This window comes from Blastomonas sp. UPD001, from assembly GCF_003426715.1.
GTDB lineage: Bacteria > Pseudomonadota > Alphaproteobacteria > Sphingomonadales > Sphingomonadaceae > Blastomonas.
Genome location: NZ_QKVT01000001.1, coordinates 3021003 through 3036139 on the forward strand (window position 1 = coordinate 3021003; position 15137 = coordinate 3036139).

Below are 15137 nucleotides of genomic sequence, written 5' to 3' on the forward strand. Positions count from 1 at the left end.
GGATACCGGCGTAGCTCGGTGGTCGCCACCTTTGCCGCTGCCTTCCCGATGGACAAGCCGCGCTATGTCGTGATCGTGATGATCGACGAACCCTCGGGCAACTCGGCCTCGTCCTTCCAGCGTACCGCGGGCTGGACTGCCGCTCCGGTGGTCGCCAAGCTGGTCCCGCGCATCGGCCCGATGCTCGGCGTCATTCCCGATGACCGCCGCGATGTCGACGTGTCGGAGCTGATGCCGCTGCTGTGGAAGGCTCCGGGCAAGAAATCCGACGATCCGGTATAGGCAAATATACACAGGCGCCGCGATGCAGGGGGTTGCATCTGATGCGGCGAAACATAGAGGAGGCGGGGATTTTCAGGGTCGGCAAAAGGGACGTGCAATGAAATTGGGTGAACTGGCTTCGGGCCTGTCCGGCGACGATGCTGCGCGGACGGTAACCGGATTTGCCATCGATCACCGCAAGGTTGCGCCCGGCACCGTCTTCGGAGCCTTTGCCGGTGCCCGCTTCAACGGCGAGGATTTCATCGCCGATGCGATCGCGGCAGGCGCCATCGCCATCGTCGCTGCGCCCGAGGCCAAGGTCGAGGGCGCGGTGCATATCGCCGATGCCAACCCGCGCCGCGCCTTTGCGCAGATTGCCGCGCGCTTCTTCACTCCTGTTCCCGCGCATGTCGCGGCCGTCACCGGCACCAACGGCAAGACCTCGACCGCCGAGATGACTCGCCAGCTCTGGCGCATGGCGGGGCACAATGCCGCCTCGATCGGCACGCTGGGCGTCACCACCTCGGTCGATCAGGCGTCGACCGGGCTCACCACGCCCGACATCGTGACCTTTCTCGGCAACATGTCGGGCCTGGCGCGCGAGGGCGTGACGCATGCGATCTTCGAGGCATCGAGCCACGGCCTGTCGCAGTTCCGCACCGAGGGGTTGCCGGTGCAGGTCGGGGCGTTCACCAATCTCAGCCGCGACCATCTCGACTATCACGGCACGATGGAGGCCTATTTCGAGGCCAAGATGCGTCTGGTCGACGAGGTCGTCGCCGATCACGGCCATTTCGTCGCCTGGGCCGATGACGAATGGTCGGCCCGGGTGATCGATCGCGTCAAGGCGCGCGGGCTCAACCTGATGACGGTGGGCGAGGGCGGCGAGGCGATCCGGCTGGTCAGTCGCACGCCGACCCAGCTCGGCCAGCAGCTCGTGCTCGAGCATGGGGGCAAGCAGGTAAAGGTCAATCTCCCGCTGATCGGTGCCTATCAGGCCGCCAATGCACTGGTGTCCGCAGGGATCGTCATCGCGGCGGGCGGGGCCCCGGCGCAGGTGTTCGACCATATGGCGCGGCTGCAGCCGGTGCGCGGACGGCTCGAGCGCGCGGTCATCACCCGCGAGGGCGCGCCGGTTTATGTTGATTATGCGCACACGCCCGACGGGCTGGTCGCCGCGATTTCCGCGCTACGCCCGCATGTCTCGGGCAGGCTGATCACCCTGTTCGGCGCGGGCGGCGACCGCGATACCGGCAAGCGCCCCGAAATGGGCAAGGCGGCTACCGAGCTGTCCGATGTCGTGATCGTCACCGACGATAATCCGCGCTCCGAAGACCCGGCGAGCATCCGCGCCGCGATCATGGCCGCCGCGCCCGGTGCGACCGAGATCGGCGGACGGCGCGAGGCGATCGCCGCTGCCATCGCCATGGCGGGCAAGGACGATATCGTGCTGCTCGCAGGCAAGGGCCACGAACAGGGCCAGATCGTCGGCGACCGCGCCGAACAGGGTGATCAGCCTGCCCGAGACCTGCCTTCCGACGATGTGCAAGTGGCGCGGGAGTGCGCGGCGTGAGCGTCGCCACCGCCATACCCAACCCCTCTCCCTTGACGGGAGAGGGCTGCGCAGACTTGGCAGCTCTGCTGCCTAGTCGAAGCTGGGTGAGGGTGGGGGCGAGATCGCGCCAGACTTGCCACGAGGCCGCTGCCCCCTCTCCAAGACTTGCCAGGCAGCAAGCTGCCAGGCCAAGTCTGTCCTCTCCCGCAAGGGGAGAGGAGAAATGAGCCTCTGGACCGCATCCGAGCTCGCTGACGCGACCGGCGGCACCGCCTCGGCAGAGTTCGCCGTCACCGGCGTCGCGTTCGACTCGCGCGAGATCCAGCCCGGCGACCTGTTCATCGCCATGCGCGGCGAGGCGACCGATGGGCATCTGTTCATCGACCGCGCGATGGCGGCGGGCGCGGCAGGCGTGATCTGCGAGGCGCCGATCGATCACCCGCACGTGCTGGTCGCTGACAGCGCCGCCGCGCTCACCGCGCTCGGCCATGCCGCGCGTGCGCGGACCAGCGCGACGATTTTCGGCGTCACCGGTTCGGCGGGCAAGACCAGCACCAAGGAGGCGCTGTTCCACGCACTCGACCGGATGGTGCCGGGCGCGGTGCACCGTTCGGTCAAGAGCTACAACAACCATGTCGGCGTGCCCTTGAGCCTGGCCCGCATGCCGCGCGACGCCAGGTTCGGCGTGTTCGAGATGGGCATGAACCATGCGGGCGAGCTTGCCGAACTGACCCGCATCGTCCGCCCGCATATCGCGATGATCACCACGATCGCGCCTGCGCATATCGGCAATTTCAGCAATGGCGAGGAAGGCATTGCCGATGCCAAGGCGGAGATCTTCCAGGGTCTCGAGCCCGGCGGCACCGCGATCGTGCCGCACAACAACCGCCATTATCCGCGCCTGTATGCCGCCGCACAGACATGCGCGCACACTATCCGCCGCTTCGGCAGCCAGCCAGACAGCGAAACCCGGCTGATCGATGCTATCCACGCGCCCGAGGGCGGATCGCTGATCACCGCCGAGATCGGTGAGGCGCGGCTGTGCTTTCGCGTCTCGGCGCCCGGCGAGCATTGGGTGATGAACGCGCTCGCAGTGATGACCGCGGTCGATGCCGCGGGCGGTGACCTTGCGGTGGCGGGACTTGCGCTGGCCGATCTTCCCGGCATGTCGGGCCGCGGCGAGCGCATGCAGGTCGCGACGGGCGATGGCGGCAGCGCGCTGCTGATCGACGAAGCCTATAATGCCAACCCCGCCTCGATGGCAGCGACGCTAGCGCTGCTGGGCCAGGAACAGGCCAGGCGCCGCATCGCCGTACTCGGTGCGATGAAGGAGCTCGGCGAGACCTCGGACGGCTATCATGCGGGCCTCGCTGCGCCGGTGATGGCGGCAAAGGTCGATCATGTCATTCTGGTCGGCGATGAAATGGCACCCTTGGCCGATGCGCTCGCCAATTCGCTTGAGTGGCAGGGCACAATCGCGCATGTGCCCGCCGCCGACGCGGCGCTGCCTGCGCTGCTGGCCATTTTGGGCGATGGCGATGCTCTGCTCGTCAAGGGGTCCAATTCCGTGGGATTGTCCGCACTGGTGCGCGCGCTGGCAACATCGCCAGCTGCATCCGCCGTGGCGCGGGAGGGGGTTTGATGCTGTATCTGCTGGCGCAATATCTGGACTTTGAAGGGCCGCTGAACCTCATCCGCTATCTGAGCTTCCGCTCGGGCGCGGCGATCGTCACCGCGCTGCTCATCGGGCTGGTCATCGGGCCCCGGTTCATCCTGATGCTGCGCATGCGCCAGGGCAAGGGCCAGCCGATCCGCCTCGACGGCCCGCAGACGCACCTTGCCAAGCGCGGCACCCCGACCATGGGCGGGCTGATGATCCTGATCTCGCTCACCATATCGGTGCTGCTGTGGATGGATCTGACCAACGTTTTCGTCTGGGCATGCCTGTGCGTCACGCTCGGCTTCGGGCTGATCGGGTTCCTCGACGATTTTGATAAGGTGCGCAAGGCGAGCCACAAGGGCGTCTCGGGCAAGGTGCGGCTGATGGGCGAATTCCTCATCGCCGGCGTCGCCAGCTGGGTGATCCTGGGCGAGACCGGTACGTTGCTCTACGTGCCGTTCATCAATTATCCGCCGTTCGACCTGGGGTTGTTCTACATTCCATTCGCCGCCTTCACCATCGTCGCCTTCGGCAATGCGGTGAACCTCACCGACGGGCTCGATGGTCTCGCGACCTTCCCGGTGATCATCGCCAGCCTCACCTTCCTGCTGATCGTGTACATGGTCGGCAACGCGAAGTTCGCAGCCTATCTCGGCATTCCGCACGTTCCGGGTGCGGGGGACCTTGCGATCTATTGCGGCTGCATCATCGGCGCGTGCCTCGCCTTCCTCTGGTTCAACGCGCCTCCCGCTGCGGTGTTCATGGGCGATACCGGATCGCTTGCACTGGGCGGCGCGCTCGGGGCCATCGCGGTGGCTGCGCACCATGAAATCGTTCTCGGCATTGTCGGCGGCCTGTTCGTGGTCGAGGCGATGTCGGTGATCATCCAGGTGTTTTTCTTCAAGCGCACCGGCAAGCGCGTGTTCCGCATGGCGCCGATCCACCACCATTTCGAGCAGCTGGGCTGGGCCGAATCGACCGTGGTCGTGCGCTTCTGGATCATCTCGCTGGTGCTTGCGCTGGCCGGTCTTGCGACGCTGAAGATCCGGTGATCACCTCCTCCGCCTTTGCCGCGAAACGCTATTGCATCCTGGGCCTGGCGCGCTCGGGCCTGGCGACGCTCGACGCGCTGATGGCTTCGGGCGCGGAGTGCACCGTGTGGGACAATCGCGACGAAGCGCGCGAGACCGCAGTGTCGCATCATCCCGAGGTTCGGATCGGCGATCCGATGGAGATCGACCTCGAAGGCTTTGCCGGGCTGATCGTCTCGCCCGGCGTGCCCTTGAACCGCCACCCGGTCGCGGACCGCGCGCGCGCCGCCGGCGTTCCGATCATCGGCGATATCGAGCTGTTCGCGCTCGCCCGTGCAAGCCTGCCGCCGCACCGCGTGGTGGGCATTACCGGTACCAATGGCAAGTCGACCACCACCGCGCTGATCCACCATATCATCCGCGAGGCGGGCGTTCCGACGATCATGGGCGGCAATATCGGCCTGCCGATCCTGTCGCAGCCGCCGCTGCCGGAGGGCGGCATCTATGTACTCGAATTGTCGAGCTACCAGATCGACCTGACCTTCAGCCTCGACTGCGACGTCGCGGTGCTGCTCAACATCACGCCCGATCATCTTGATCGCTATGAAGGGTTTGCCGACTATTGCGCCGCCAAGGCGCGGCTGTTCGCGATGCAGCACGATCCCGCGCATGTCGCGGTGATCGCCACCGATGACGCACCGACCCGCACGATCGCCGCAACGCTGGCCGCCCCGGTCGAGGTGCACGCTGCCGATATCTCGGGCGACGACCAGCGCGCCTGGCCCGCATTGCAGGGGCCGCACAATGCGCAGAATGTCGCGGTCGCGCTGGCCACTGTCGATGCGCTGGGGCTCGACCAGGCGCGCAGCCGTGCGTCGCTCGCCACCTATTCGAGCCTGCCGCACCGCATGGAGCGCACCGCCGAGCATCGCGGCGTGCTCTATGTCAACGACAGCAAGGCGACCAATCCGGCCTCGACCGCGCCCGCGCTCGGTGCCTATCCGCGCATCCACTGGATCGTCGGCGGGCTGCCCAAGGGCGACAGCCTCGACGAATGCGCTCCGCATTTCGACCATGTCGTGCACGCCTATACCATCGGCGAGGCGGGGCCGGTGTTCGCGGATCAGCTCGAAAAGGTGATGCCCGTGACTCGCGCGGAATTGCTCGCCAATGCGGTGCGCAGCGCAATGGCTCATGCGAAGCCCGGCGAGGTGGTGCTGCTGTCGCCCGCCTGCGCCTCTTTCGACCAGTTCCGCGATTTCGAAGCGCGTGGCGATTGCTTCCGCAAGATCGTCGACGCGCTGATTGCCGAAGATGCGACCCAGCAGGAGGATGCCAAGCAATGAATGATCTGGCTGCCACCGCCCCCGCCGCCGGCCTTTCGGGCAAGCGCGCGTACAAGCTGCCGCGCAATCTCGGGCGCAGGCTGGGGCGCAGCGACCGGTCGCAGCTGGCGATCTGGTTCTGGGAACTCGATCGCGTGCTGCTGGCAATGATCATGATGCTGATCGCGATCGGCCTGATCGCGGTGCAGGCGGCCTCGCCCGCCACCGCGCGCCGGCTTTCGACCGCGACCGAGACGCTCAGTCCGCTCTACTTCTTCTACCGCCAGCTCGGCTGGGTGATCGTCAGCCTGGGCTTCATGTTCGTGGTCTCGATGCTGCCGAAGCGCGAGGCGCGGCGGCTGGCGATCATCATGGCCTGCATCTTCTTCGTGCTGCTCGCGCTGGTGCCGATCTTCGGCAATGCGGTGAACGGATCGAAGCGCTGGATCGGCTATGGCATCGGCATCCAGCCGTCGGAATTCCTCAAGCCCGCTTACGCGGTGACAATGGGCTGGATCATCTCGCTGCGCGTCAAGGACCCCAGCCTCCCGGTGCTCAAGCTTTCGGCGGCGATCACCGCGTGCATCGCGGTGCTGCTGATGCGCCAGCCCGACTTGGGCCAGACGATCATGTTCATCGGCATCTGGTTCACGCTGATGCTGCTCGCGGGCCTGCCGATGCAGGTGGTCGGCCTCGGCGTCGGTGCGGGCGCGGTTGGCATGACGCTCGCCTATTTCTTCTATCCGGTGGCGACGCAGCGCATCAACGGCTGGCTGTTCGGCGCGGGCGAATATGACCATGTGATGTTCGCGCACAAGACGCTCACCGGTGGTGGGCTGATCGGCACCGGTCCGGGTCTGGGCGTGCACAAGTTCAACCTGCCCGAGGCGCATACCGACTATATCTTCTCGGTGATCGGCGAGGAATTCGGGCTGCTCGCCTGCGCGGCGATCGCTCTGGTCTATTTCGCGATCATCGTGCGCATCTGCATGCGGCTGCTCGATGAGCGCGACCTGTTCACCATCCTGGCGGTGACGGGCCTGACCGCGCAGCTCGGCGGACAGGCGTTCATCAACATCGCGGTGAACCTGCAGCTTTTCCCGTCCAAGGGCATGACGCTGCCGTTCATCAGCTATGGCGGTTCGTCGATGATCGCGCTCGGCATCGGCGCGGGGTTGCTGCTGTCGCTCACCCGGCGTAACCCGTTCGAGGACCGCAGCCTGCTCGGATCGGACTGGAAGAACTGATGACCATCTCGCGCCATTATGTGCTCGCCGCAGGCGGCACCGGCGGACATTTGATTCCGGCCTATGCGCTCGCGCGCGAGCTGCAGCAGCGCGGGCACCATATCGCGCTGGTGACCGACGAGCGCGGCGCGAAGATTCCCGGTATTTTCGAGGGCGACCAGGTGCATATCCTGCCGCCCGGACGCATCGCGGGCGGGCCGATCGGCTGGCTCCGCGGCATCAAGGGCATCTGGGCGGGCCGCGCCATGGCGCTCAACCTGTTCGAGAATTTCCAACCCAGCGCGGTGATCGGCTTTGGCGGATACCCGGCGCTGCCGACGCTGCTCGCGGCGCAGAAGGCGCGCATCCCCACGATCATCCACGAACAAAACGCGGTGCTGGGCCGGGTCAACCGCTTCATGGCGGGCCGGGTCAACGCGATCGCCACCGCCTACAAGCAGGTCGACCGGCTGAACCCGAAGCTCAAGGACCGCGTGCATCTGGTCGGCAACCCGGTGCGCGACGAGGTGCTGTCGCTGCGCGGCGAGAATTATCCCCCGTTGCTCGAGGATGGCGTGTTCCGCGTGCTCGTCACCGGCGGCAGCCAGGGCGCGCGGGTGCTGTCCGACGTGGTGCCCGATGGCCTCGCGATGCTGCCGGTCAACCTGCGCCGCCGGCTGCAGGTGGTGCAGCAGTGCCGGGAGGAGGATATCGAGGGCGCGCGCGCCAAATATGCCGAGCACGGCATTCCGGCGGAGCTTGCCACCTATATGAACGACCTGCCCGAAAAGCTCGGCTGGTCGCACCTGTTCATCGGCCGTGCGGGCGCATCGACCATCGCCGAGCTGACCGTGGCGGGCCGCCCCGCGATCCTGGTGCCGCTGCCCATTGCTACCGACGACCACCAGACCGCCAACGCGCGCGAGATGGTCAAGGCCGGCGGCGCTCGGTCGATCCGGCAGGAGGCGTTCACGCCGAAGGAACTGGCCAAGCAGATCCAGAAAATGGCGCTCGACCCGCAGGCGCTCGAGAACGCCGCGCTCGCCGCGCACAAATGCGGTTACCCCAATGCGGTGCGCGATCTGGCCGATCTCGTCGAGAGCTTCGGCGCCGCGCCGCTGGCAGATATCATTCGCGTGGCCCCCGCCGCCAAGGGCCAGGCCCTGGGCGGCGAGGCTCTGGCCCGCGACGCTGAAGGACAGGAAGCATGAAGGGCGTCGGCATCGACATCGGTACCATCCATTTCATCGGCATTGGCGGCATCGGCATGTCGGGCATTGCCGAGGTGATGCACAATCTGGGCTACAAGGTGCAGGGTTCGGACATTGCCGAAAGCTATGTTGTCGAAGGCCTGCGCAAACGCGGCATTCCGGTGATGATCGGCCACAAGGCGGAAAATCTGGGCGATGCTGCGGTGGTCGTCACCTCGACCGCGATCAAGCGCGGCAATCCCGAGGTCGATCTGGCGCTCGAGAACCGCGTCCCCGTCGTTCGTCGTGCCGAAATGCTGGCCGAGCTGATGCGCCTCAAGTCCACCGTCGCGGTGGCCGGCACGCACGGCAAGACCACGACCACCTCGATGATCGCCGCGATGCTCGACGCCGGCGGCATCGATCCCACCGTGATTAACGGCGGCATCATCAACAATTACGGATCGAACGCGCGTCTCGGCGCGAGCGAATGGATGGTGGTCGAGGCCGACGAGAGCGACGGAAGCTTCCTCAGACTCGACGGCACGATCGCGGTCGTCACCAATATCGATCCCGAGCATCTCGACCATTATGGCAGCTTCGACCGGGTCAAGGACGCATTCGTCGAGTTCGTCCAGAACGTGCCCTTCTACGGCGCGGCGATCCTGTGCCTCGACCATCCCGAGGTCCAGGCGATCCTGCCGCGCGTCAACGACCGGCGCGTGGTGACTTATGGCTTTTCCGCCCAGGCCGATGTGCGCGGCGACAATGTCGTCTCGATTCCCGGCGGCAACCGCTTCGACGTCACCGTGCGCGAGCGTGACGGCTCGGCCCGGCAGATCATGGGCATCGAGCTGCCGATGCCGGGCCGCCACAATGTGCAGAATGCCATTGCCGCGATCGCGGTCGGGCTGCAGATGGGCATGGCGGATGCGGACATCGTCACCGGCTTTGCCAAGTTCGGCGGGGTCAAGCGCCGCTTCACCAAGGTGGGCGAGGTCGATGGCGTCACGATCATCGACGATTACGGCCATCACCCGGTGGAAATCCGCGCGGTGCTGGCAGCGGCGCGCGAGGGCGTGAAGAACCGCATCATCGCGGTGGTCCAGCCGCACCGCTATTCGCGGCTCGGTGACCTGATGGACGAGTTCCAGCAGGCGTTCAACGATGCCGATATCGTCTATGTCGCGCCGGTCTATGCCGCGGGCGAGGAGCCGGTCGAGGGCGTCAATGCCGAGGCGCTTGCCAGCGGCCTCAAGCAGCGCGGCCACCGCCAGGCGCGCACGATCACCGGGCCCGAAGAGCTCGCCGAGCTGCTGGCGGCCGATGCGCAGGACGGCGACATGGTCATCTGCCTCGGCGCGGGCGACATCACCAAATGGGCGGCAGGGCTTGCCGATGCCATCGCACAACGGAGGCTCGCCGCATGAACTCGCCCTTCGACTGGATGATCGACCTGCAGAAGCAGATGATCGAAACGCACCGCCAGCAGATGCAGGCGGGGCAGAAGATGATCGATGCCTGGCAGAAGTCGGTCGACGGCGCGTCGGCACTGCGCGACGCGGCGGCGGCCCAGCAGAAGGCGGTCAAGGGCTGGATGGGGTTGTGGGGCATCAAATGACGTCCGCCGCCGCCCTTTCCTCGACCATGCCAGCCGTGCGCGGCAAGCTGACGGCGCATGCGCCGCTGGCCCCCTTGGTGTGGTTCAAGACCGGCGGCGCGGCGCAATGGCTGTTCGAGCCGAAGGATGCCGATGATCTGGTGCAGTTCCTGAGCGATCTCGACCCCTCGGTCCCCGTAATGGCACTCGGCCTCGGATCGAACCTGATCGTGCGCGATGGCGGCGTTCCCGGCGTCGTTGTACGGCTGGGCAAGGCGTTCGCCAAAGTCGAGCGGATCGACGACGTGACGCTCGGCTGCGGGGCAGGGGCGTCGGGCATTCTCGTCTCGTCGACCGCGCGCGATGCCGGCATCGGCGGGCTGGAATTCCTGCGCTCGATCCCCGGCACGGTCGGCGGCTTCGTGCGGATGAACGGCGGTGCCTATGGCCGCGAGGTCAAGGATATTCTCATCGACTGCGAGGTCGTGCTGCGCGATGGCACGCGGCAGACGCTGCCACTGGCCGACCTGCATTACACCTATCGCCATTCCGAGCTGCCCGAAGGCGCGATCGTCATCGCCGCGACCTTTCGTGGCCACCCCGCCGAACCGCAGGCGATCCAGGCCGAGATGGACCGCATCGCCGCCTCGCGCGAGGCGAGCCAGCCGCTGCGCAGCAAGACCGGCGGATCGACCTTCAAGAACCCCGATGGCCACAAGGCCTGGGCGCTGGTCGATGCGGCGGGCTGTCGCGGGCTCATGCTCGGCGGCGCGCAGGTCAGCGAGAAGCACACCAATTTCCTGATCAACACCGGCACCGCCACCAGCGCCGAGATCGAGGCGCTCGGCGAGGAAGTCCGCGCCCGTGTCCTCGCGCAATCGGGCGTCGCGCTGGAATGGGAAATCCAGCGGATAGGAAAGCCGAATTCATGACCCTGCCCAAGCTCCATATTGCCGTGCTGATGGGCGGCTGGTCGGCCGAGCGCGAGGTCTCGCTGATGAGCGGCGAGGGCGTCGCCAAGGCGCTGGAATCGCGCGGGCATCAGGTGACGCGGGTCGATATGGACCGCAATGTCGCTGCGGTGCTGGCGGGCATCCGTCCCGATATCGTGTTCAACGCGCTGCACGGCACGCCGGGCGAGGATGGCAGCGTGCAGGGCATGCTCGATCTGATGCAGATTCCGTACACGCATTCGGGCATGGCGACCTCGGTGATCGCGATCGACAAGGTGCTGACCAAGCAGGCTTTGGTGCCGCATGGCATCCCGATGCCGGGCGGGCATATCGTGCAATCGCAAAGCCTTTATTCCGGCGATCCGTTGCCGCGCCCTTATGTGCTGAAGCCGGTCAACGAAGGCTCGTCGGTCGGCGTCGCCATCGTCAAGGCCGACAGCAACTATGGCGATCCGATCAGCCGCGACGCGATCGGCCCCTGGCAGGAATTCGACGAACTGCTCGCCGAACCCTTCATCAAGGGCCGTGAACTGACCACCGCGGTGCTCGGCGACCGCGCGCTGGGCGTCACCGAGCTGCAGACTAAATCGGGCTTCTACGATTACGATGCGAAGTACACGGACGGGCTGACGTTGCACATCTGCCCTGCGGAAATTCCGGCGGAGATTGCCGAGCGCTGTCTCGAGCTGGCGCTCAAGGCGCACAATATCCTCGGCTGCAAGGGCGCATCGCGTTCTGACTTCCGCTGGGATGACGAAAAGGGGCTGGACGGGCTGTACCTGCTGGAGGTCAACACCCAGCCGGGCATGACCCCGCTCAGTCTCGTGCCGGAACAGGCGGCGGCGATCGGCATCAGCTATGCCGATCTGGTCGAGATCATCGTTGAACAGGCATTGGGGGGCACCCGGCATGGCGACACGGATTAAGCGCGGCACATCGGCGAAAAGGGGCGCGACGCGCGCCAAGCCGCGCACGGCGCAGAGATCGCGCACCAACGCGTTCCTCGCCCGGCTGCCCTTTACCGAAGAGCAGATGCAGAAGGCCGCGACCATCGGCATTCTGGGCATTCTCGCGCTGGGCGGCGTCATCACCGCGCAGTTCATGGGGCTGCCCGGCATGGTGCAGGAAGAGATGGCGCTCGCCGCCGGTCGCGCCGGGTTCGAGGTCAAGAAGGTCGAGGTCCGCAACGTCGACAAGATGAACGAGCTCAAGGTCTATGAGATCGTGCTCGCGCAGAAGGACCGGTCGATGCCGCAGGTCGACTTGGAAGAGCTGCGCCGCGAGCTGACGCGGTTCAGCTGGATCGCCGATGCGCGCATCTCGCGCCAACTGCCCGATACGCTGATCGTCGATATCGTCGAGCGCGAGCCGCTGGCGGTGTGGGAGGATCGCGGGCGTGTGATGCTGGTCGATGCCGAGGGCGTTGCGCTCGAGCCCAGCCCCGGCCAGATCGATCCCAAGATGCTGCGTATCGTCGGCAAGCGCGCCAACGCGCGGATCGGCGATCTCACCAAGCTGCTCGATGCCGCGCCCGCGCTCACCCCGCAGGTGAAAGAGGCCGAATGGGTCGGCAACCGGCGCTGGAACCTCACCTTCCATACTGGCGAGGTGCTGGCGCTGCCCGAGGGCGAGGACCTGTCGCAGGCGGCGCTTATCAATTTCGCGCGCATGGACGGCGTCAACCGGTTGCTCGGCAAGGGCGTGACCTATTTCGACCTGCGCGATCCCGAGCGCGCCTATCTGCGACGCCCACGCACTCCTGCCAAGTCGGAAGGCGATGCCCTGGCATCGGCGGCAGACCAATGAGCGGCGGCAAGGCGCGCAAGGGCGGCGCGGCAGTCCCCCGGATCGAGAAGACCTATGGCGCGCTCGATATCGGCTCGTCCAAGGTCTGCGCGATGATCATCGGTCGTACAGATAGCGGCGAGCTGCTGGTGCTGGGCACCGGCCAGCGCGCGAGCGAGGGCGTCAAGCGCGGTTATATCACCGATATGGCCGCGACCGAGCTGGCGGTGCGTGAAGCGGTGGAACAGGCCGAGCGGATCGCGGGGCTCAACATCGACCATGTCCATGTCGGCTGCACCTCGGGCGGGCTCACCAGCACCATCGCGCGGGTCGAGATCGATCTGGGCGGCGGGCGGATCGACGAGGACGATGTCGACCATCTGCTGGCTGCGGGCCGCGAGACGATCCAGCCCGGCGGGCGCATGGTGCTGCACGCGCAGCCCGCGCTCTACACGCTAGATGGCGCGACCGGGGTCAAGAAGCCGATCGGCCTGCATGCCGAGCGGCTGGGCGTCGACATTCACGTGATCTTCGCCGATGGCGCGCCGGTGCGCAATATCGACCAGACCGTGGCGGCCGCCTATCTGGGCGTCAGCGGCATCGTTGCTGCGCCGATCGCGGCAGGCACGGCGGTGCTGGGCGAGGAAGAACGCGAGCTTGGCGTCGCGCTGGTCGAGATGGGCGCGGCGGTGACCAATATCTCGCTCTATGCCGGCGGCATGCTCGTCGGCCTGTTCACCATTCCGTTCGGCGGCGCGGATATCACCGATGCCATCGCGTCGGCCTTCGGGCTGCGCCGCGCCGAGGCCGAGCGGATCAAGTGTTTCCATGGGGCTGCGACCTCGTCGCCGCGCGACAATCACGACATGATCGACCTGCGCCTGCCCGAGGAAGACAGCAAGCTCGTTGGCGCGGGCGGACGCGCCGACGACAAGCATTCGATCAGCCGCGCGCAGCTCGTCTCGGTGATCCGCCAGCCGCTCGACTATCTGATCGGCGAGATCACCAAGGGATTGAAGGAGCTGGGCTTTACCGGAGCGCAGGGTCAGCGCATCGTGCTCACCGGCGGTTGCGCCGAACTGCGCGGTCTGGCCGATCACATGCAGGTGGCGCTGGGGCGGACCCCGATGCGCATGCGGGGCCGGCCTTCTCGACATTGGCGGGGCTCGCGCTGTTCGCGGCGGACGAGCCGGTCGATATCCGCAGCATCGCCTCGAGCTATCAGCAGGTGCACCGCCATTCGGGGGCGGCGGTTTTGCAGCGTTTGTGGCGCGCGCTGGTCGGAAATTTCTGACGATGCGGCGCGGTTCGTCGCGTGATGTGCAGGAAGTGGTGGAAAAACCCGATTTTTTGGGTGAATTCGCGAATCAATCTGTGCAATGTGAGTTTTGGTATTTGCTTCAGAATAATGAAGCAGGGGAGATTTAAGGCATGAGCATCACCATCGGACCGCCGACCGTCGACGAACTGCGCCCGCGCATTGCGGTGATCGGGATCGGCGGGGCTGGCGGCAACGCCATCGCCAACATGATCGCGGCCAATGTCGAGGGCGTCGATTTCATCGTCGCCAATACCGACGCGCAGGCGCTCAACAGCTCGACCGCCGAGCAGCGCATCCAGCTCGGCCCCGATGTCACCCAGGGCCTGGGTGCAGGTTCGCGGCCCGAAGTCGGCCGTGCGGCGGCGGAAGAGACCGTCGGCGATATCGAGGCGATCCTCGAAGGCACGCACATGTGCTTCATCGCGGCCGGCATGGGCGGCGGCACCGGCACCGGGGCTGCGCCTGTCATCGCCAAGGCTGCGCGCGATCGCGGCATCCTGACCGTCGGCGTCGTCACCAAGCCCTTCACCTTCGAAGGCACGCGCCGCATGCGCGCCGCCGAGGCGGGCATTGCCGAGCTGCAGAAGAATGTCGACACGCTGATCGTCATTCCCAACCAGAACCTGTTCCTCGTCGCCAACCCGAACACCACCTTCAAGGAAGCGTTCCAGCTCGCCGACGAGGTGCTGCAGCAGGGCGTGCGCTCGATCACCGACCTGATCGTCAATCCGGGCCTGATCAATCTCGACTTCGCCGATATCCGTTCGGTGATGCGCGAAATGGGCAAGGCGATGATGGGCACCGGCGAGGCCGAAGGCGATGGCCGTGCGCTCGAAGCCGCCGAACGCGCGATCGCCAACCCGCTGCTCGACGGCGTGTCGATGAAGGGTGCCAAGGGCGTCATCGTCTCGATCACCGGCGGCGACGACATGCGCCTGATGGAGGTCGACGAAGCGGCCAATCACATCAAGGAACTGGTCGATCCCGATGCGAACATCATCTGGGGCAGCGCGTTCAACCCCGAGCTCGAGGGCAAGATCCGCGTGTCGGTGGTCGCCACCGGCATCGATGGCGATGCGTTGCAGCAGGGCGGCGAGGAAGCACGCCCATTCTCGCTGAACCAGGCCGCGCCGCGCGCCTTTGCCGCGCCGACGCCCGCGCCGAGCTTCGCCGCAGCGCCGCGCCCCACATGCGCTTTCTGCTGATCACTCGCCCGGCACACGAGGTGCT

Annotated in this window: 11 protein-coding genes and 3 pseudogenes; all 14 read left to right on the top strand. The window is 66.4% G+C overall.

What is annotated here, in order from left to right:
- Nucleotides 1–282 (top strand): annotated as a pseudogene (locus DM995_RS22445) (penicillin-binding protein 2); the annotation flags it as partial.
- A gap of 97 nt (nucleotides 283–379) precedes the next feature.
- Nucleotides 380–1834: a UDP-N-acetylmuramoyl-L-alanyl-D-glutamate--2,6-diaminopimelate ligase gene (locus DM995_RS15345; RefSeq protein ID WP_116969978.1), complete on the top strand. Its 1455-nt coding sequence runs from the start codon at nucleotides 380–382 to the stop codon at nucleotides 1832–1834.
- 205 nt (nucleotides 1835–2039) lie between these two features.
- Nucleotides 2040–3458 (top strand): UDP-N-acetylmuramoyl-tripeptide--D-alanyl-D-alanine ligase, encoded by a 1419-nt coding sequence (locus tag DM995_RS15350; protein ID WP_116969979.1) that lies wholly within the window; start codon nucleotides 2040–2042, stop codon nucleotides 3456–3458.
- Nucleotides 3458–4528 (top strand): phospho-N-acetylmuramoyl-pentapeptide-transferase, encoded by a 1071-nt coding sequence (gene mraY / locus DM995_RS15355; RefSeq protein WP_023836689.1) that lies wholly within the window; start codon nucleotides 3458–3460, stop codon nucleotides 4526–4528. Before DM995_RS15350 ends, mraY begins: the two co-directional genes overlap by 1 nt.
- Entirely contained in the window at nucleotides 4525–5853 is a 1329-nt protein-coding gene (murD, locus tag DM995_RS15360; RefSeq protein ID WP_116969980.1) for a UDP-N-acetylmuramoyl-L-alanine--D-glutamate ligase, read from the top strand. Before mraY ends, murD begins: the two co-directional genes overlap by 4 nt.
- Nucleotides 5850–7079 carry an FtsW/RodA/SpoVE family cell cycle protein gene (locus tag DM995_RS15365; protein ID WP_023836687.1) on the top strand — a complete coding sequence of 410 codons (1230 nt, stop codon included), beginning with the start codon at nucleotides 5850–5852 and terminating at the stop codon, nucleotides 7077–7079. Before murD ends, DM995_RS15365 begins: the two co-directional genes overlap by 4 nt.
- Nucleotides 7079–8269 (top strand): undecaprenyldiphospho-muramoylpentapeptide beta-N-acetylglucosaminyltransferase, encoded by a 1191-nt coding sequence (gene murG, locus DM995_RS15370; RefSeq protein ID WP_198669383.1) that lies wholly within the window; start codon nucleotides 7079–7081, stop codon nucleotides 8267–8269. Before DM995_RS15365 ends, murG begins: the two co-directional genes overlap by 1 nt.
- Complete coding sequence (gene murC, locus DM995_RS15375; RefSeq protein WP_116969982.1) at nucleotides 8266–9678, top strand: UDP-N-acetylmuramate--L-alanine ligase; 1413 nt, start codon at nucleotides 8266–8268, stop codon at nucleotides 9676–9678. The genes murG and murC overlap by 4 nt, the downstream gene beginning before the upstream one ends.
- 17 nt (nucleotides 9679–9695) lie before the next feature.
- Nucleotides 9696–9869, top strand: a complete 174-nt coding sequence (locus DM995_RS15380) for a hypothetical protein (RefSeq protein WP_232824429.1) — start codon at nucleotides 9696–9698, stop codon at nucleotides 9867–9869.
- Complete coding sequence (gene murB / locus DM995_RS15385; RefSeq protein ID WP_232824430.1) at nucleotides 9866–10780, top strand: UDP-N-acetylmuramate dehydrogenase; 915 nt, start codon at nucleotides 9866–9868, stop codon at nucleotides 10778–10780. Before DM995_RS15380 ends, murB begins: the two co-directional genes overlap by 4 nt.
- Nucleotides 10777–11727: a D-alanine--D-alanine ligase gene (locus DM995_RS15390; protein WP_116969985.1), complete on the top strand. Its 951-nt coding sequence runs from the start codon at nucleotides 10777–10779 to the stop codon at nucleotides 11725–11727. The genes murB and DM995_RS15390 overlap by 4 nt, the downstream gene beginning before the upstream one ends.
- Complete coding sequence (locus DM995_RS15395; protein ID WP_116969986.1) at nucleotides 11711–12607, top strand: cell division protein FtsQ/DivIB; 897 nt, start codon at nucleotides 11711–11713, stop codon at nucleotides 12605–12607. Before DM995_RS15390 ends, DM995_RS15395 begins: the two co-directional genes overlap by 17 nt.
- Nucleotides 12604–13880: pseudogene (gene ftsA / locus DM995_RS15400) on the top strand (cell division protein FtsA). Before DM995_RS15395 ends, ftsA begins: the two are co-directional and overlap by 4 nt.
- Before the next feature lie 137 nt (nucleotides 13881–14017).
- A pseudogene (gene ftsZ, locus DM995_RS15405) lies at nucleotides 14018–15103 on the top strand (cell division protein FtsZ); the annotation flags it as partial.
- Nucleotides 15104–15137: the final 34 nt, after the last annotated feature.